This window comes from Clostridium lacusfryxellense (genome assembly GCF_018861735.1).
GTDB classification, from domain to species: Bacteria; Bacillota; Clostridia; order Clostridiales; family Clostridiaceae; genus Clostridium_AD; species Clostridium_AD lacusfryxellense.
In genome coordinates this window covers 1-17,125 of record NZ_JAHLEB010000043.1, presented here as the reverse complement: position 1 = coordinate 17,125, position 17,125 = coordinate 1, and the positions used below count along the sequence as shown (strand labels likewise).

Sequence of the window (17,125 nt, the reverse complement as noted above, 5' to 3'; positions counted from 1 at the left end):
TTGATAAATAACGAGGTGTGTTAAAATGAAAAAGTTAAAAAAAGCTATAGCTATAAAATATGATAAGGGATATGAAGCACCGCTTGTAACTGCAGCTGGAATTGGATATATTGCAGATGAAATTCTGCGAAAAGCTGAGGAGAGTAATGTGGCTATAGTGAAAAATGAGGAATTAGCTAATTTACTTTCAAATGTTGATGTAGGATCGGAAATTCCTGTTGAATTATATGATGCAATAGCAAAGGTTATTGCTTATGTAATGGACATAGATGCACTAATGAAAAAACAATAAAAGATAAATATTGAAAAAGAAGAGGAGGGATATTATGGCGTTATGGGCGATATCTGATCTTCATTTAGCTATAAATTCAGATAAACCCATGGATATATTTGGAGACAAATGGGAGAACCATGGTGAAAAAATAAAGAAGAATTGGCTTGAAAAAGTTTCTCCAGATGATACTGTGTTAATTGCAGGGGATATCTCATGGTCCATGAGTATTGGTGAAGGCATGGAGGATTTAGAATGGATTCATAAACTGCCCGGTAAAAAAATTCTTATTAAAGGAAATCATGACTATTGGTGGAGTGGTATTACAAAATTAAATTCGCTTTACGACGATATGAATTTTATCCAAAATAATTTTTTTAGTTATAAAGATTTTGCTATATGTGGTACAAGAGGATGGAATTGCCCAGGAAGTACAAAGTTTAACACTCATGATGAAAAGATATATGAAAGAGAGCTAATAAGACTTAGACTTTCATTAGATGAGGCCGAGCGGAAGGGGTATAAAAAAATTATTGTTATGCTTCATTACCCACCTACTAATGACAAATTCGAGGAAACAGAACTTATAAAGATAGTTAAAGAATATAATGTATGCAAGGTAATCTATGGGCATTTACATGGACCATCTCTAAATAGGTTATATGAGGGAAATATAGAAGGCGTTGAATATATAGTTACTTCTTGTGATTATTTAGATTTTGATCCTTTATTAATATTAGAATAGCTTAGAAAGTTAATGGATTGTGGATAACTAAGCTACTCAATTTGTATATGTGGATAATAAATTTAACAATTATAGACGTTTAAAAAACTTAGAGAATATGCTGCTTTTTTTAGTGTTATCTTGGAAATCTGAGTTTTGATTAATTGAATTATTGGAAGCTGCTAATAATGCGGCTTCTGTTTTTTTGTCTTCTTCTAAAATTAAGTCCTTCATGTCCCTTGCAAGTTCTTTTAAACTTTGTTTTACATTAGGGGTTGTTATCACATTACTAAACCAAATTAAAGAATCTTCTTTATGTCCTGTACGTCTACTCAATTCTCCTATAAGATACATAATGCTGTATTTATCCATGCCGTATATGGGAAATGACTCAGAGTAATATGCATCGTTAAGTCCCTCAAGAGCCTGATTTAAAAATTTAAGCTCCATTTCTTTAGCGGAGGGGGTATTTATTAATCTGTACATCCAAGCTATTTTCATACAATTAATTGCCTTCTTACTTGATTTTGCATTAATTATTACATAATTTAGAAGGGATAGTTTATATCTTTCAATAGCAATGTTAACATCATAGGTCTCAGGATAACTTCGCTCACGCCATTTAGGCGAAATAGATTTTTTAACTAAATCTATTTCCATATTTCTTAAAAGATTAAAATCTGCTTTCATAGCTACATATCCACAAGAATTACAAATCCAAACATCATAGAAATAGGGATTAATTAGTGAGTACCTAATAAAGAAGTCACTGTCTTTTTTTGTAATTCTATAAGACGAGGCCTTTACAGCGATAGCTTTGAATATATTATCACATACAGGACAAGTTACTGTTTTGCTATATAGAAGAGATTTTTTAGAAATCTCTTTTTTTTGTTCTTTTATACCCTCGGGGTTAGGTAAATCTTTTTTATCCATTTAAACACCTCAAAATTTGATTTAATATGTTACATCTTACTTAATTTATTGCTTTTATATTGATTTAGTAGTAAATTAATTATAACAGAAAAGTAATACAAATATAATATATATGATAACCAAAATATATCATAACCGGAAATACATACATGTAAATTAGAAACGTGTGTTAATTAAAGGATAAAATTTTATGTAAAGGACTGAGAATATGGCGATAAGAGAGTGGAAAAGATTTTTAATTCCTTACGAACAAGGCGTAGAAGAGTTAAAAGTAAAATTCAGAAGCATCAGGAGGGAATATAGACGTAAAAATGATTATTCACCTATAGAATTTGTTACAGGACGGGTGAAAGAAATATCTAGTATTCTTGAGAAAGCTAATAAATTTGGTATCCCTCTTGAAAGAATTGAATTTGAAATGGAGGATATCGCTGGAATAAGAATAATGTGTCAGTTTGTAGACGACATTGATAAGGTTGTAAATTTAATTCGCGAGAGACGTGACATGAAAATAGTTTACGAAAAGGATTATGTCGCAAATGTTAAGGGTAGTGGGTATAGAAGTTATCACATGATTATAAAGTATCCTGTGAACTTAGCAGGTGGGCAAACTGAAATACTCGCTGAATTTCAAATCAGAACTCTTGCAATGAATTTTTGGGCTACGGTTGAGCACTCTCTGAACTATAAATATAAGCATGATATACCAGAGTATATTAGGGAGAAACTTAAAAATGCTGCAGATGCAGCTTTTCAGTTAGATCAGCAGATGTTAGAAATTAAAGATGAAATCAAAGATGCTCAGAAGTTATTTGAGGTAAAATCTAATTTGGTATCAGATATTATGAATAATATTCTTATGATCTCGTCACTTGGAAAATTAACAGATGCAACTAGGTACAGAGAACAATTAAATAAGTTACTCGAAGAAGGGGAAGTTTTTGAGCTTAGCACCTTGCTTAAAGCAACGCAAAAAACATTAGATATGTATAGACCTTAATTTAAAATAGGAGAGTAGAACGCTTAAAGTTAGCATTCTACTCTCCTATTTTAATTATAAAAACTTAAGAAACTACTATATTAACTAATCGTCCCTTAATTACAATAACTTTGCGAATGGTTTTGTTATCTATTGCGGCAGTTACTAAGTTATCTTTAAGAGAAAGTTCTTTTATAGCTTCTTCACTTAGACCCTGAGGTATAGTTATTCTGTTTTTTATTTTACCATTAACTTGAATAGCTATTTCTATTTCATCTTTAATAAGGGCGGTAGCATCAAACTCAGGCCAATTTTGATTAAATACAGAGTAGCCCATGCCTAATGTTTCCCACTTCTCTTCTGCGAAATGTGGAGCAAAGGGAGCTAAAAGCTTAAGGTAATCTGTAAGAACCTCTTTTAAGAAATCACTATTTTTATTTTCTTCATTAATATATTTGGATATAGCATTTGTAAGCTCCATAAGTCTTGCAATAGCTGTATTAAATTGAAGTTTTTCAGCGTCTTCTGTAACTCCTCTTATTGCGAAATTCCTCCAGTAGTTTAATTCTTTTTCTGGAGCTCCAAGGTCGGTTTTATTATTGTCTTCTTTTGAAATCTCGTGACTTCCAGTGTCAACTGCTCTTTCGATTCTATCAATGAATTTTCCCATTGCTTTTATACCGTCATCACTCCAAGCACCACCATCAGTATAACCAAAACCAAACATTAGGTACATTCTAAATACATCTGAGCCAAACTCTTTTATGTACGCATCTGGAGAAATAGTATTTCCTTTGGATTTACTCATTTTTAATCCGTCTTCTCCAAGTATTAGACCTTGATGAGTTAGGGATTTAAATGGTTCATCGAAATCTAAGTATCCCATATCACGAAGAGCTTTTGTGACAAATCTTGCATAAAGCAAATGCATACATGCATGTTCAGGACCACCTACATATTTATCTACAGGTAGCATTTTGTTTATTAAGTCCTTATCAAATATTTTTTCGCTATTTTTGTTATCTACATATCTAAATTGGTAGAATGAAGAACAAACAAAAGTATCCAAAGTATCAGCTTCACGACGAGCATGCGAGCCACAAACAGGGCAAGGTACATTCATAAACTCCTCGCAACTAGCGAGTGGTGATTCACCATCTGGAGTGAATTCTACGTTGTATGGTAGTTCTACAGGAAGCTGATCCTCTGGAACTGGAACAGTTCCACATTTATCACAGTGAATTATTGGAATAGGGGAGCCCCAATATCTTTGCCTTGAAACTAACCAATCACGAAGTCTAAAGTTTACTTTACCAGACCCAAGATTCAAACCTTCTAATTTTTTAACTATTGCTTCTTTTCCATCTACTGTAGTTAAACCATTAAACTCTCCACTATTTACTATTTTTCCGTGTTCAGTATATGGTAGGTTCTCTAAATCATCATTTGAGGTTTTAAAACCAATAATTACTCTTTCGATAGGTAAGTTGTATTTGGTAGCAAATGCAAAATCTCTATCATCGTGAGCTGGAACAGCCATTACTGCGCCAGTTCCATAAGTGTTTAGAACATAATCAGCTACCCAAATTGGAACTTTGCGTCCATTTATAGGATTAATAGCGTAAGATCCAGTAAATACACCGGTTTTATCTCTTGTAATAGATTGTCTTTCTATATCTGTTTGTTTTCTAGCATCATGCTTATAAGATTCAACAGCAGAACTGTATTCACTTTTAGTAAGCATATCAACAAGATCATTTTCGGGAGCGATTACTACGTATGAAACGCCATATAAGGTGTCTACTCTTGTAGTAAATACACTAAAGTCTATGTCTGAATCTACTACTTTAAAAAGAACGTCAGCACCAGTAGATTTACCTATCCAATGTTTTTGCATTGATTTAGTTTTTTCAGGCCAATCTAGCGGATCAAGGTCATCTAGTAATTCTTGTGCATAATCCGTAATTTTTAGGAACCATTGGGTTAAATTCTTTTTAGTAACCTCGGTTCCACATCGCTCACAAGAACCATCTGCGAGTACTTGTTCATTTGCAAGTACAGTATTACAGCTAGGGCACCAATTTACAGGGGCTTTTTTTCTGTAAGCAAGCTTTTTTTCAAATAGTTTTAAGAATAACCATTGAGTCCATTTATAATAATCAGGGCGACAAGTTACAACTTCATGATCCCAATTAAACATTGCTCCCATAGCTTTTAATTGCGTTTCCATTGTGCTAATGTTTTGATCAGTAGAATCCTTTGGATGAACGCCAGTTTTTATTGCGTAGTTTTCAGCAGGAAGTCCAAAAGCGTCAAAGCCCATTGGCTCAAAGACATTATAACCCTGCATTTTCTTCATTCTAGCCCAAGAATCTACAGGAGCATAGTTAAACCAGTGACCAGCATGTAATTGACTTCCTGATGGATAAGAGAACATTTCAAGCACATATAGCTTTTTATCGATTTTATTGTCATCGAATTTATATAATTTTGTTTCTTCCCATTTTTGTTGCCATTTCTCATCGATGGTTGTATTGTATTTTGCCATTGTTATTCCTCCTTAAGATGTTTTAAAGCTTAATAATTAAGATTATTTATTTGATTTGTTCATTTATGTAAATATATACTAAATGGGAAAACAAAAAACCTCCGTCTCAAGAAAGAGACGAAAGTAATATTCCGCGGTACCACTCTAGTTAGGGTTTAAACCTCACTTACAAATATAACGGTTTAAACCGTACTTGCAAAGCAAGTAAACTCTTACTAGTATACAGTTTCTTGTTTTCTAGTAAATCATAGGCAAGTTCATATTATATCATTGCTGCTTTTCACCAAAGAGAAATTCAAATAAACTATTTAAATTGGGACTCTAACAACAGCTCTCTTTAAAATGATATATATATTACTACTCCTAATGGAAGCATTTTTTTATATTATAGTAGTCTTTGTTTATTATTGTATTATTATCCATTATAATTTAAATAAAATATTGTGTCAACACAGTGATTTATTTAAACTTCTTAAGTAGGTTCTTTTTAGCGTAGGATATGAAAGCAGTTAGAGCATAATCATATACTACGAAACATATCTCTACAATTATAATTAATAAATATATATTTATATTTATACCAGGAATCTTAAGCAATACTAATTTATATAAAAATATAATTATTGCAGAAGTTACATTAAAGTACAATAACTTTAGTACAATTTCCAAAGGCATATTTCTTAATTTTTCAATAAAGTATTTTACAAAACCATAGGAACCAAAAATCAGTATATATGATATGCTTATGAGTTTTGAAGGTATAATAAATAAACTAAGCAATGAAACGGAGCCATATACTACAACGGTATTTTTAACTCCTGTAAGCATAATGGAGAGAGGAATAATGCATGATGCTATAGTTAACATAGATAATCTATTTGTGGGTATTACTGAGGAAAGGTACAATAATATCAAACTCAGTGCTGCAAATATACCACCCTTAGCAATATCGTTAGATTTCATAAAAATCATCTCCTAATTAATATGATTAGCAGCAGGAAATAAGATCTCCGCCTAAACATTCACAAATGGTATCCGCGCACCATAGGTTAAGACACAGGTTACCCGAATCACCATTATTATTTCGTCTTCCATAATAATTGTCTCTGTAGTTTGAAGTTTGCGTAGTTAGTTCATTAAAACTACGTCTATATTCAATATTATTAGGTTCCTGGCTACAAGCCCTGCTTATAAAGGTATAAGCACTATCATGCCAACCTTTTTTGAGGTGAACCGTTCCCATTAAAAAGTTCCATTCTGCAGTTTTTGTATTCATTGAACTTAGTTTCTTCTCGGCTGAGGGGATATTCCCATTATTTAAATCCAATCTTATAGATTGATAGATATTGTTACTAGAATAATCATCGCTTGAATTAGAATCATAACTATTCGAAGAATCATAATTATTTGAGGAATTATGGTTTTTCATAAGTGAATCGTAGGCTTCGTTAAGTTCCTGCATTCTCTCCTCCGCTAAATCTTTTAGAGGATTATCACCATATTGATCAGGGTGATATTTTTTTGCTAGTTCTCTATATGCTTTTTTTATATCTTCTTTAGAGGTGCCTTCACGTACACCAAGTACTTCATAGGGATTCATCATTTTTATATTCCACTCCTTTAAATTTCTTATTGAATCTATTTTAAATTATCGATATTTAAATTTTCATTAAAAACTTTATCCATCTTTTCCATGAGACCTAGTTCTAGTATATTATATAAAATATCTTCATTTTTTATTAGAGGCAAATTATTTAAAAATTTTAAACATTGCTGCGCGCAGGTAGACAATATAAAATCAATCCTAGGCTTAACCAAAACACTAAAATTTTTAAAATCTAATTTATCTATATTGATTAATGAATTTATAGCATTAAAAGAATTACTTTTCATATCTTTTTCTAAATCGTCATAAGCATCTATAATATATATCCATTTACCTAAATTATAACCTAGCCAATACAAATCTTCTTTAAAGGAAGAGTCCTTGTAGTAAAAAGATATTATATAACCTGTAAGGTCAGCAAAAACATCTGATAATTCATCTATGGATAGATGCTCATCTATGGATAGAGGTTCATCTATAGATAGCAGCTCATCTATAGACATATCTTTGTGACTTAATTCGAGGGTATTTAGTAATACTAGTTTTTCTTTTGTATAATCCATTACTTCATTATATGCTACAATATGATTTTGTAAATAATTAGAGTTTGGTGAATAATTAGCTTTTGGTAAATAATTTTTTAAGAATATTGAAGTAAGTTTGCTTTTTATTGTTTTATTATCGTAAACATCATCCATTATCTTGTAGTATGCCAATGTAATATTACAAAAAGCTGCATAATCTAAAGCTTCATTATTATTAATCATAAGCCTTTTTTTTAGTGGATGTATTAAACATTTAAACTCAGTGAAATCATATTTTGTTTCTGATAAGGAGTCTAAAAGTATTGCTAAGAAAGTCATATCAAAATTTAAGGTAAGTCTTGGCAAATTGCCAAAATTACATTTAATTGATCTACATAATCCACAATAATAAGCTTTGAATTTTTCGTAGTCTTTTATTTTCATTTCCATTTTACATGGAGTCACATAGCCAAACATTATAATCCAAACTCTTTATTTTTCGATTTTAATATTTCATAAATAGTTTCAGAGGTAGTATCCTCTATGGTGTATCCTAGTAGCGTGATAACTTCTAAAATCTCGTCTTCATCATCGCCCTCTATTTCTATATAAGGAAAAGGACAGAACTCCTTCTCGTTTATGTCTATTTCTATAAGAGTATTTTTATATCTATAGCTTTCTCTATATTTTTTAATAGATTGTACAAGACTAAGCCCTAAGGATTCGAATATACCTCTAGCGGCAACTTCATCTTTAATCTCTGATTCATGTTCATCCATGACTTTGTATTTTTCCTGACTTATAAGTTTTTTTGTTGTGATATAGTGAATTGTAGAATTTGTTAACTCATCTGATACAGTACGTATTCTTGCATAGCCTTTGTTACTAAGCAGCCTTTTATCCGAAAAATCGTAAATATTATTTATTTGATTTTCTTGTTTTACTTTAACGACATTTAAATTTACTAATTTTTGACGAATTTCTTGTACATCAATATCTATAATTCTAGTTTCTATTTCTTTCAAAGTGATCCTCCTGTCTTTTCTTTAGGTGAATTTATTGATAACTCTCTATATTACTATTAATTGTGATTATATCATAAGTTAAATAAAGTAACATTAATTATTCATTAAAATTATGAATTTTGAATTACAAATTCATTATAAAAATTTTATATAACTTTGTTATAAGTACTAATACATAGTATAATAATTAGGCACGTTTAAATAAACAGACTAATATATTTAACATAGTATTTATTTTCATGTGCCTTATATAAATATTAGGGTGGTGTTTTTTTGGAGTATATAAAAGAAATTAATATAACTGAGGCTATTATTCATGTCTTAGATAACAATGCAGATGAACCTATCTTAAATGAATATGCATTAGATTTAGATGAAGAAAAACATGATTTTCTACTTAAACATATCCAAAAGTGTTTAAAAGATGAGGAACTAAAATATGGAATTTTTACCCAGGAGAGAAGTGTAGTAAAAGATTTATCTCAGGAATATCTAAATGGTGAGAATAATTTACTAGCGGTATCTAAGGAACTTGCGAAACAGATGTTTATTTTAATGAGATCTAAAGGAAGTATTCCATCCTGTGATTTGGTAGTTGTATCTTTTACTACGGAGTTTGGACCAATTCTTGGTATATTTAAAATGGATTATATTAAGAATTATGTTCATACTATAGATTTTGTGGATAATAAGTTGGGCATTGATATAGTATCACAAATCACTGGACTGCCAGGCAGTTCTCAAAGGATACAAAAGTGTGCTTTTTTAAAGGCAATTAGAGAAGAAAATAGTTTTGATTTAATGGTTATTGATAAAAGGCCTAAGACTAAAGGGTCAAAAAATAGTGAATCAGGTAATGGTGAAGCAGTTAATGATGAAAATCAGGATGATGGCTCAAATTATTTTATCGATGATTTTTTAGGGTGCATTATTGTTGATAATGAAAGAGATGTAACTAAAAGTTTTGTAAAGGCAGCTGAAAAATTCACTCAAAATAACTTTGCAGAAAATGCAGAAAAAGCAGAAGCAGTTAGAAGTACTATTAAAAGAAAACTTAGAGAAGAAGATAATATTGATGTCAAGGAATTATCTGAGCAAATATTTCCTGATAATGAAGAACATAAGGAGAAATTTGTAGAATTTATAGCTGAGCAAGGAATAGCGGAGAATATTAGTCTTGATAAAGAATGGATAGATAAAAAATTAAAACGAGTAAGGCTCAAAATTGATAAAGATATAGATTTATACGTTGACGCTGAAACATATCATGATGATAGTCGATTTGAAATACAAAAAAATGGTGACGGAACAATTAATATGGTTATCAAACATGTTAGCAACTATGTAGAGAAGTAGTGCACCCAGTATGAGTTCCTCCTGCGTGACATGAAATAAGAATTTGAAACGTGAAAGTTGATTAAAAAATTCTATTGTTTTGAAAATATTAAATTATCTACCGCTCACATTCGGCGTGCGCCGGTTCGCTAGCCTTCCTTTCAGTCAGGCTCACGAGAATTTTATATTTGCAAAACAAGAATTTCTAAATCAACTTTCAATGTTTCTGCATTTCTTATTTCATGTCACTCCCGTAGAAATTCATACTATATCATATATACGCTAATATATATCTAGTATAGATGGAGTATAGATGGAGTATAAATAAATAATTAATCTTAATAAACTTCACGAAAAAATCTTTTAGCCGGTAGGCTGCAGATATAGTACATATGCTTTGAATTTTATATTTGCAAAAGAAGAATTTTAAATGGAATTTCAATGTTTCTGCTCTTCTTATTTGGTGCCACTCCCGTAGAAAATCATACTGTATCATATATACAATAATATGTATCTAGTATTAATTGTATAAGGAAATAATAAAATTCAATAAAGTCAACTGCAAAAACATAAATTAGAGGGGGCTGTCTCAAAATGATTCAAAAATAATATGAAGAGACAGGCGCTTTTTTTATTTGTCTTTTATTTTTATACCACAAAAAGAAGATTTATAAAACCTCACAAATTCTATATTATTAGATTTTTTATTTTCATTTAGAAAATATTATGCAAATAAATTACTTCAGCCTTCGGCTCTGGTTTTTTTTCTAAAACTCAAAATTTATTTTTGGACAATCTGTTATTGTTTTTTCATGAAGCTACGCTTTAGATATTTTTGTAGGTTCCTTCCGTATGAAAGTATATTTATTAGCATTAGCTTAAATTTTTGTCCCATCAATAAATATATTTTTAAATTCAACTTCACAGTAAGGGTTTTAATTTTTTAACGAATTAATTAAGTAAATTACCTACGACGTTAACAAGTCCCTCGATTCTAAATCTAGCTTTTGTATTTATAAAAAAAATGAACCATCTCGAAAATAGAAATTACTTTCTATTTTGAGATGGTTCACTTTATTTAGTTTGTATTTATTTATTTATTTTGAAGAATTAGCAGAACCTAAAACGTTAGTGATTTTACCTTCAACTAATTTAGTTATGTTATTTCTTGCTTCTCCAAGATATTTTCTAGGATCGATTTCGCCAAGATTTTTTGTAAGTACTTTTCTTATTGAACCAGTCATAGCAAGTCTTAAATCAGTATCCATGTTTATTTTACAAACAGCCATAGAGGCTGCTTGTCTAAGCATTTCTAGTGGAATTCCTTTTGCACCCTTCATTTCGCCACCAAATTCATTGATCATAGTAACAAAACTTTGATCAACTGCAGATGCTCCGTGAAGAACTATTGGGAAATTATGCATTCCAGCTTCTTCTAATTTTTTAGTGATTAAAGTTAATCTTTCAAAGTCAAGTTTAGGTTCGCCTTTGAATTTATATGCACCATGGCTTGTTCCTATAGCTACAGCTAAAGAATCTATACCAGTTCTTGTTACATAATCTACTGCTTGTTCTGGATCTGTATATGTTGCATCTGCTGCTGAAACGTTAACAGCATCTTCAACTCCAGCAAGTTTACCAAGCTCAGCTTCAACTACAACACCTTTAGAGTGAGCATATTCAACTACTTCTTTAGTTGTTCTTACATTTTCTTCATAATCAAGATGAGAACCATCATACATTACTGAAGTAAATCCAGAAGCTATTGCAAGTTTACATTGTGCTAAATCTGAACCATGATCTAAATGAAGAGCAATATCAAGACCTGTGTCTTCGATTGCTGCCTCTACCATTTTCCTTAAGTAAGTAGGTCTAGCGTATTTCATAGCTCCACCTGATACTTGAAGTATAACTGCTGATTTATGAATTGCACAAGCGTCAATAACACCTTGAATTATCTCCATGTTATTGATGTTAAAAGCTCCAATTGCGTATTTTCCTTCAAGAGCTTTTTCGAACATTTTAGTAGTAGTAACTAATGCCATAATTAATTCCACCTTTCAAATTTTGTGACAGGGACATATATTGTCCCTGCGGGACTTTTTTGATATAAGATAATTATAAGCTATAAATGGAATATATTCTACCCTTTTACTATAAATACTCAAAAGAAAAAAATCAAAAAATATTACTTATAGATACTTTTTCATGCGATTTTATATGAGCTACAATATATTTTAAAACATGTACAGTTGCCAGGCCCTCTGAATTATCTTTGTTTTTTATATATTGAGTTAATTTTAAAATCTCACTATCTATATAATCTATATCTTCATGATGAATAAATACAGTTAAAAATTTAGAAGATTTTTTCCATTCAGCTATATAATCTAGAGATAAATCATATGCATCTTGATAGTTCTCTTCAATTATATAGCTTTCAAGCTTAGAATTCAAACTTTGTAGATGATTACATCTACTGTTTATACCATTAACAGAAAAGAATATTCCTATTATCATTAAAAAAAATAAGCTAAAGGATATCCAAAGACTTTTCATACTTTCTTACCTTTCCTTTCCTTAAGTTGATAATAAAACTTATTTTTGGAGTCGATCATTCCTATGAAAACATCTCGCGCACTTGAGATTCTATGTTTCATTAGTATGTCGTCTAGCCAGAGTTCATCCTTCTCTAGAAGAAGTAAGTTTTTATAATTAATATTGCCATCCATAATCAAAGGTACAGGTAAAGACTCTTGAGTTATGGGTACGTTTATATCATCTTTAGTGGCGCTACACTGACCAGTTTTTGGTAGTATGGATAATTCGCCACTAGTTTCGAGTATTGCATATTGGACATCGGATAAGTTGAAATAGCCTTTCAGCCTAAGCTCCTCTAATAGATCATTAATATTAAACCTTTGATATCTCAGCTCTGAAATATCAATTTTACCATCTTTTATTAAAATGCTTGGAGTGCCTGTTAATATTCGTCTAGCAACTTCGCTTTTGAGTTCAAAATATGATGTAGATACTTGCAAAAATAGCAATGTTACTATTGGTATAACTGCATGTAAAATTGGAATTCTTATATCTTGCATGGGTAAGGTAGCAAGGTCGGAAATCATTAATGCAATTACAAGCTCGAAAGGTTCAAGCTCACCTATTTGTTTTTTACCCATCATCCTCATAATAAAAATTACTGCAAAGTATAGGAAAAAAGTTCTGATTACTAAAATGAGCATAATACCACCTCTTAATATATAATATATAGGTTTTGTTTAATTCCAAAAATTATAAGGGGTACATGATACATTTTTTTAATATTACAGTATAATGGTATTAATCAGTAAAATATAGGGGATGATTATATGGAGAGTTTCAATATAGAACTTAAAGATGGTAGAAGCATTTTAGCTCTAGAGGGGACTATATTAAATGATTTTATTAAAGAAAATAGTATATTAAATGATTTGCCAATAGTTTTAGGAAAACTAAATAATAAATTTTATGAACTCGGATCAACCATAACAAATGGAGGCAAATTTGAACCCATAGATATTACAGGAACAGTTGGAATGAAGACATACGTTAGAACACTTCAGTTTGTACTAATAAAAGCTATATCTGAATTGTTCCCTAAAGCTAAGATTTCTATTGAGCATTCTTTAAGTAAGGGTTTATTCGGAGAAGTTGATAAGACAATAGCTCTGGATATTGATGATATATATGATATTAAAAATAGGATGAGTGAAATAATAAAAGCAGATATTCCTATAAGGAAAATATCTTTTCCAAAAGCTAGAGCAGTAGAAATTTTTATGGAATATGATATGCAAGATAAAGTAAAGCTTTTAAAATATGTTAGCGCCAAGGATATAAAGCTTTATGAGATAGATGGTAGATATGATTATTTTTATGGACCAATGGCTTACTCAACAGGTGTATTAAAAACATTTGATATAATGTATTATGAGCCGGGATTTATATTAAGATATCCAACTAGTGAGGAACCTGATAGAATTCCTAAATTTTACAAGCAAGAAAAGCTAGCTAAGGTATTTAATGAAGCAGCGCAGTGGGGTGAAATATTAGGGGTTGGAAGTGTTGGTGCACTAAATGACGAAGTAGTGAATGGTGATATAGTTAATCTTATTAGGGTGGCTGAGGCACTTCATGAAAAGAAAATCGCATATATTGCGGATATGATTCATCAAAAGGAAAAGGTGAAATTAGTTCTTATTGCAGGTCCATCATCTTCTGGTAAAACTACATTTTCAAAGAGGCTTGGAATTCAATTAAGAGTAAATGGATTAATACCTACATTTATTTCGCTTGATGATTATTTTGTTAATAGAGAAATAACACCAAGAGATGAAGATGGAGAATATGATTTTGAGTCTATATATGCTTTAGATTTAGAATTATTTAATAAGGATCTTGAATTATTATTGAAAGGCGAATTAGTCGAAATACCAAGTTTTAATTTTAGAACAGGAAAAAGAGAATGGGTAGGGAATAGAATTAAAATGCCTGAAAACGGAGTCATGGTTATAGAAGGAATACATGGGTTAAATGAAATTTTAACAGCTTCAATACCAAAGGAAAGTAAGTTCAAAATATATATAAGTCCAATAACGCAGCTGAATTTAGATGATCATAACAGGATTTCTACAACAGACGTAAGGATGACAAGAAGAATAGTTAGAGATTATTTATCTAGAGGATATGATGTAGAGGATACACTGAAAATGTGGCCTTCAATAAAACGTGGAGAGGAAAAAAACATCTTTGTGTTTCAAGAGCAGGCAGATGCAATGTTTAACTCTAGTTCAGTCTATGAACTTTGTGTACTCAAGAAGTTTGCATTAGCGCAACTTAGTACAATTGGTGAAGATAGTCCTGTGTATTTTCAAGCAAGTAGATTAAGAAGTTTCTTGAATTTTTTTAAAGATGTAGACAAGGATCTAGTACCAGATAATTCAATAATTAGAGAATTCACTGGTGGAAGTTGTTTTTATAAGTATTAGGGAGTGTAAAATATATTCTACATGCCTCGCAATTTAACTCAGAACAAGAAATTTCATTAAGAAATTCTAATCTTTTGCTTATATAAAATGCGCAAAAGCTGAATTTCTAAATGAAACTTTAATAGTTCTATAGTTCTTATTGTGAGACATTTTGGATAAAATTGTATGCTTAAAAAAGTTGTAAAATAAAAAAATGAATATTTTCTTGCATCGCTTGCAAATTACGCAAGAAAAATTGTATAATAAGATAGAAGTAAGATTAAATAGAGATAAAATTAATAACATCTAAATACAAAAGAATAATATATGTCTCTGTGTTATAAAAAAATGTAATAGTTTTCAATAATAAAGAGACGGATAAGGAGAAAAAAATGAAAAATTACAGTGCTTTTGACATATTAGGCCCAATTATGGTAGGTCCGTCAAGTTCTCATACTGCGGGTGCTGCAAGACTTGCCAAAATTGCATCTATTATCGCGGGTAAAAACATTAAATCAGTGGAATTTGTTTTACATGGTTCTTTTGCTAAAACTTATAAGGGTCATGGATCAGATAGAGCATTAGTTGCTGGTATATTAGGGATGGATCCTTGGGATGATAGACTTAAAGATTCTATTAGCATGGCTAAAGAGCAAGGGCTCCAAATAGAGTTTACCTTAGGTGATTTGGGTGATGTTCATCCAAACACAGTTAAGTTTATTATTACAAAAGAAAATGGAACAATAGTTGAAATTGCTGGGTCTTCTGTTGGAGGCGGGAATATTTTAATATACGAAGTTGATGGTAAACCAGTTGAATTTACAGGTAACTATCCAACAATTATAATTAGCCATAAAGATATTCCGGGTATGATTTCAAAAGTAAGTGCATTATTATATGAAGAAAATGTTAATATAGCATCAATGAAGGTGTTTAGAAATAGCAGAGGGTTAAAAGCGTCTATGTTATTTGAAACGGATAGTATAGTGACTGAGAATGTACTAGATAAGATCAAGTCTATGGATAATATTTATAGTACAAGACAAATATCACCAGTGGCACAGTAATAGTATATATAATTTAAGCGAGAGCGAATGATTAACAAATAATATAGCTAAAGAGTTACTAAGGAGGAAAAAATGTGTTTGTAGATAAAGGAATAAACCTTATAAACGTATGCAATGAAAAAAATATACCGATTTGGGAATATACAATAAGGTGTGAAGTAGAAGAAAGTGGGAGTACTCGAAGCGAAGTTATTGAAAAAATGAGAAAAAATTTGAATACAATGAGAGAAGCTGCAGAGTATGGACTTACACATGAAACTAGATCAATAAGTGGTTTAATAGGAGGAGACTCGATTAAACTCAAAAGATATGAGGAGGCGGGAAACTCTCTTACAGGTGGATTTATGGTAAGAGCGATGGCTCGTGCTGTCTCTTGCTCTGAAGTAAACGCAGCTATGGGTAAGATAGTTGCTGCGCCAACGGCTGGGTCCTGTGGAATTATTCCTGCAGTAGTTATTACAGCAGGTGAGAAACTAGGTAAAACTGAAGATGACCTGATTAATGCATTGTTCACGGCTTCGGGCGTAGGGATTATAATAGCTAAGAATGCTACATTATCAGGAGCAGAAGGTGGATGTCAGGCTGAATGTGGCTCAGCTGCTGCAATGGGGGCAGCTGCGGTAGTTGAAATGATGGGAGGTACTCCTGCAATGGCATTAGATGCAGCGGCTATTGTGATTAAAAACATATTAGGTCTTGTATGTGATCCTGTTGCGGGACTCGTTGAGGTGCCTTGTGCTAAAAGGAATATTGCAGGAGCAGTAAGTGCTTTAACTACTGCAGATGTTACTATGAGTGGAGTTACAAGTCGAATACCTTTTGACGATACAGTAATTGCTATGTACAAGATTGGAAAGCAGTTACCTTGCGAATTAAGAGAGACAGCTATGGGAGGTTGTGCAACTACACCTACGGGATTAAGGCTTGCAAAGGAAATTTTATTTGAATAACAATAAGTCATTATTATAAGTTAAGAGAGGGACATCCTTATGATATGCTCCCCTTATGGTAGACAGTTAAATAATAAAACTGTTTGCTATAAGGAGGGCTATTTTTTATGGGAAGAAAATCAATTATCTCAGATCAACAAAAAATTAAGGC

At 31.2% G+C, this 17,125-nt stretch carries 16 protein-coding genes; 7 read left to right on the top strand and 9 right to left on the bottom strand.

Going from position 1 to position 17,125, the window contains the following annotated elements; translation table 11 throughout:
• Positions 1–25: 25 nt before the first annotated feature.
• Both KPL55_RS19035 and KPL55_RS19030 read left to right on the top strand, forming a co-directional pair.
• Complete coding sequence (locus tag KPL55_RS19035; RefSeq protein WP_216308333.1) at positions 26–292, top strand: EscU/YscU/HrcU family type III secretion system export apparatus switch protein; 267 nt, start codon at positions 26–28, stop codon at positions 290–292.
• A 34-nt stretch (positions 293–326) separates the two neighbouring features.
• Complete coding sequence (locus tag KPL55_RS19030) at positions 327–1,016, top strand: metallophosphoesterase (protein ID WP_216308332.1); 690 nt, start codon at positions 327–329, stop codon at positions 1,014–1,016.
• 69 nt (positions 1,017–1,085) lie between these two features.
• Here the strand turns inward: KPL55_RS19030 and KPL55_RS19025 are convergent, their stop codons facing one another.
• Positions 1,086–1,931 (bottom strand): DUF2225 domain-containing protein, encoded by an 846-nt coding sequence (locus KPL55_RS19025; protein WP_216308331.1) that lies wholly within the window; start codon positions 1,929–1,931, stop codon positions 1,086–1,088.
• Positions 1,932–2,139: 208 nt separating this feature from the next.
• Here KPL55_RS19025 and yjbM point away from each other — a divergent pair, with 208 nt between their 5' ends.
• The gene (gene yjbM, locus KPL55_RS19020) at positions 2,140–2,931 is read left to right on the top strand and encodes a GTP diphosphokinase (RefSeq protein WP_216308330.1); all 792 of its coding nucleotides are present in this window, start codon (positions 2,140–2,142) and stop codon (positions 2,929–2,931) included.
• Positions 2,932–2,995: 64 nt separating this feature from the next.
• On the opposite strand, the gene leuS is transcribed toward yjbM, so the two are convergent.
• The 5 genes from leuS to KPL55_RS18995 all read right to left on the bottom strand — a co-directional run bounded on the left by leuS (position 2,996) and on the right by KPL55_RS18995 (position 8,613).
• On the bottom strand, positions 2,996–5,458 hold the full coding sequence (gene leuS / locus KPL55_RS19015; RefSeq protein WP_216308329.1) for a leucine--tRNA ligase: 2,463 nt from the start codon (positions 5,456–5,458) through the stop codon (positions 2,996–2,998).
• A gap of 459 nt (positions 5,459–5,917) precedes the next feature.
• Positions 5,918–6,421 carry a hypothetical protein gene (locus KPL55_RS19010; RefSeq protein WP_246599663.1) on the bottom strand — a complete coding sequence of 168 codons (504 nt, stop codon included), beginning with the start codon at positions 6,419–6,421 and terminating at the stop codon, positions 5,918–5,920.
• 25 nt (positions 6,422–6,446) lie between these two features.
• The gene (locus KPL55_RS19005; RefSeq protein ID WP_216308349.1) at positions 6,447–7,058 is read right to left on the bottom strand and encodes a J domain-containing protein; all 612 of its coding nucleotides are present in this window, start codon (positions 7,056–7,058) and stop codon (positions 6,447–6,449) included.
• Positions 7,059–7,096: 38 nt separating this feature from the next.
• Positions 7,097–8,065, bottom strand: coding sequence for a DUF5685 family protein (locus KPL55_RS19000; RefSeq protein ID WP_216308327.1), 969 nt, complete (start codon positions 8,063–8,065; stop codon positions 7,097–7,099).
• A complete protein-coding gene (locus KPL55_RS18995) occupies positions 8,065–8,613 on the bottom strand; it encodes a class IV adenylate cyclase (RefSeq protein WP_216308326.1) in 549 nt (182 codons plus the stop codon). The genes KPL55_RS19000 and KPL55_RS18995 overlap by 1 nt, the downstream gene beginning before the upstream one ends.
• 273 nt (positions 8,614–8,886) lie before the next feature.
• Between KPL55_RS18995 and KPL55_RS18990 the strand changes: the two genes are divergently transcribed.
• The gene (locus tag KPL55_RS18990; RefSeq protein ID WP_216308325.1) at positions 8,887–9,969 is read left to right on the top strand and encodes a nucleoid-associated protein; all 1,083 of its coding nucleotides are present in this window, start codon (positions 8,887–8,889) and stop codon (positions 9,967–9,969) included.
• Between the two features lie 1,076 nt (positions 9,970–11,045).
• On the opposite strand, the gene KPL55_RS18985 is transcribed toward KPL55_RS18990, so the two are convergent.
• The 3 genes from KPL55_RS18985 to KPL55_RS18975 form a co-directional block, all read right to left on the bottom strand.
• Positions 11,046–11,993 (bottom strand): ketose-bisphosphate aldolase, encoded by a 948-nt coding sequence (locus KPL55_RS18985; RefSeq protein WP_216308324.1) that lies wholly within the window; start codon positions 11,991–11,993, stop codon positions 11,046–11,048.
• A gap of 133 nt (positions 11,994–12,126) precedes the next feature.
• Positions 12,127–12,468 (bottom strand): DUF4363 family protein, encoded by a 342-nt coding sequence (locus KPL55_RS18980; protein ID WP_216308323.1) that lies wholly within the window; start codon positions 12,466–12,468, stop codon positions 12,127–12,129.
• A gap of 35 nt (positions 12,469–12,503) precedes the next feature.
• The gene (locus tag KPL55_RS18975; protein ID WP_216308322.1) at positions 12,504–13,193 is read right to left on the bottom strand and encodes a DUF421 domain-containing protein; all 690 of its coding nucleotides are present in this window, start codon (positions 13,191–13,193) and stop codon (positions 12,504–12,506) included.
• Between the two features lie 126 nt (positions 13,194–13,319).
• Here KPL55_RS18975 and KPL55_RS18970 point away from each other — a divergent pair, with 126 nt between their 5' ends.
• The 3 genes from KPL55_RS18970 (at position 13,320) to sdaAA (ending at position 16,974) form a co-directional block, all read left to right on the top strand.
• Positions 13,320–14,978, top strand: coding sequence for a nucleoside kinase (locus KPL55_RS18970; RefSeq protein ID WP_216308321.1), 1,659 nt, complete (start codon positions 13,320–13,322; stop codon positions 14,976–14,978).
• A gap of 371 nt (positions 14,979–15,349) precedes the next feature.
• Positions 15,350–16,024: an L-serine ammonia-lyase, iron-sulfur-dependent subunit beta gene (gene sdaAB, locus KPL55_RS18965; RefSeq protein ID WP_216308320.1), complete on the top strand. Its 675-nt coding sequence runs from the start codon at positions 15,350–15,352 to the stop codon at positions 16,022–16,024.
• 74 nt (positions 16,025–16,098) lie between these two features.
• On the top strand, positions 16,099–16,974 hold the full coding sequence (sdaAA, locus tag KPL55_RS18960) for an L-serine ammonia-lyase, iron-sulfur-dependent, subunit alpha (protein WP_216308319.1): 876 nt from the start codon (positions 16,099–16,101) through the stop codon (positions 16,972–16,974).
• The last annotated feature ends 151 nt before the right edge of the window (positions 16,975–17,125 follow it).

What these genes read in the sequence shown, in the direction of transcription:
- KPL55_RS18985 (WP_216308324.1), bottom strand. Translation starts at nt 11,993, where the DNA reads ATGGCATTAGTTACTACTACTAAAATGTTCGAAAAAGCTCTTGAAGGA.
- yjbM (WP_216308330.1), top strand. Translation starts at nt 2,140, where the DNA reads ATGGCGATAAGAGAGTGGAAAAGATTTTTAATTCCTTACGAACAAGGC.
- leuS (WP_216308329.1), bottom strand. Translation starts at nt 5,458, where the DNA reads ATGGCAAAATACAATACAACCATCGATGAGAAATGGCAACAAAAATGG.
- KPL55_RS19005 (WP_216308349.1), bottom strand. Translation starts at nt 7,058, where the DNA reads ATGAATCCCTATGAAGTACTTGGTGTACGTGAAGGCACCTCTAAAGAA.
- KPL55_RS19000 (WP_216308327.1), bottom strand. Translation starts at nt 8,065, where the DNA reads ATGTTTGGCTATGTGACTCCATGTAAAATGGAAATGAAAATAAAAGAC.
- sdaAB (WP_216308320.1), top strand. Translation starts at nt 15,350, where the DNA reads ATGAAAAATTACAGTGCTTTTGACATATTAGGCCCAATTATGGTAGGT.
- KPL55_RS18970 (WP_216308321.1), top strand. Translation starts at nt 13,320, where the DNA reads ATGGAGAGTTTCAATATAGAACTTAAAGATGGTAGAAGCATTTTAGCT.
- KPL55_RS18975 (WP_216308322.1), bottom strand. Translation starts at nt 13,193, where the DNA reads ATGCTCATTTTAGTAATCAGAACTTTTTTCCTATACTTTGCAGTAATT.
- KPL55_RS19010 (WP_246599663.1), bottom strand. Translation starts at nt 6,421, where the DNA reads ATGAAATCTAACGATATTGCTAAGGGTGGTATATTTGCAGCACTGAGT.
- KPL55_RS19030 (WP_216308332.1), top strand. Translation starts at nt 327, where the DNA reads ATGGCGTTATGGGCGATATCTGATCTTCATTTAGCTATAAATTCAGAT.
- KPL55_RS19035 (WP_216308333.1), top strand. Translation starts at nt 26, where the DNA reads ATGAAAAAGTTAAAAAAAGCTATAGCTATAAAATATGATAAGGGATAT.
- KPL55_RS19025 (WP_216308331.1), bottom strand. Translation starts at nt 1,931, where the DNA reads ATGGATAAAAAAGATTTACCTAACCCCGAGGGTATAAAAGAACAAAAA.
- KPL55_RS18980 (WP_216308323.1), bottom strand. Translation starts at nt 12,468, where the DNA reads ATGATAATAGGAATATTCTTTTCTGTTAATGGTATAAACAGTAGATGT.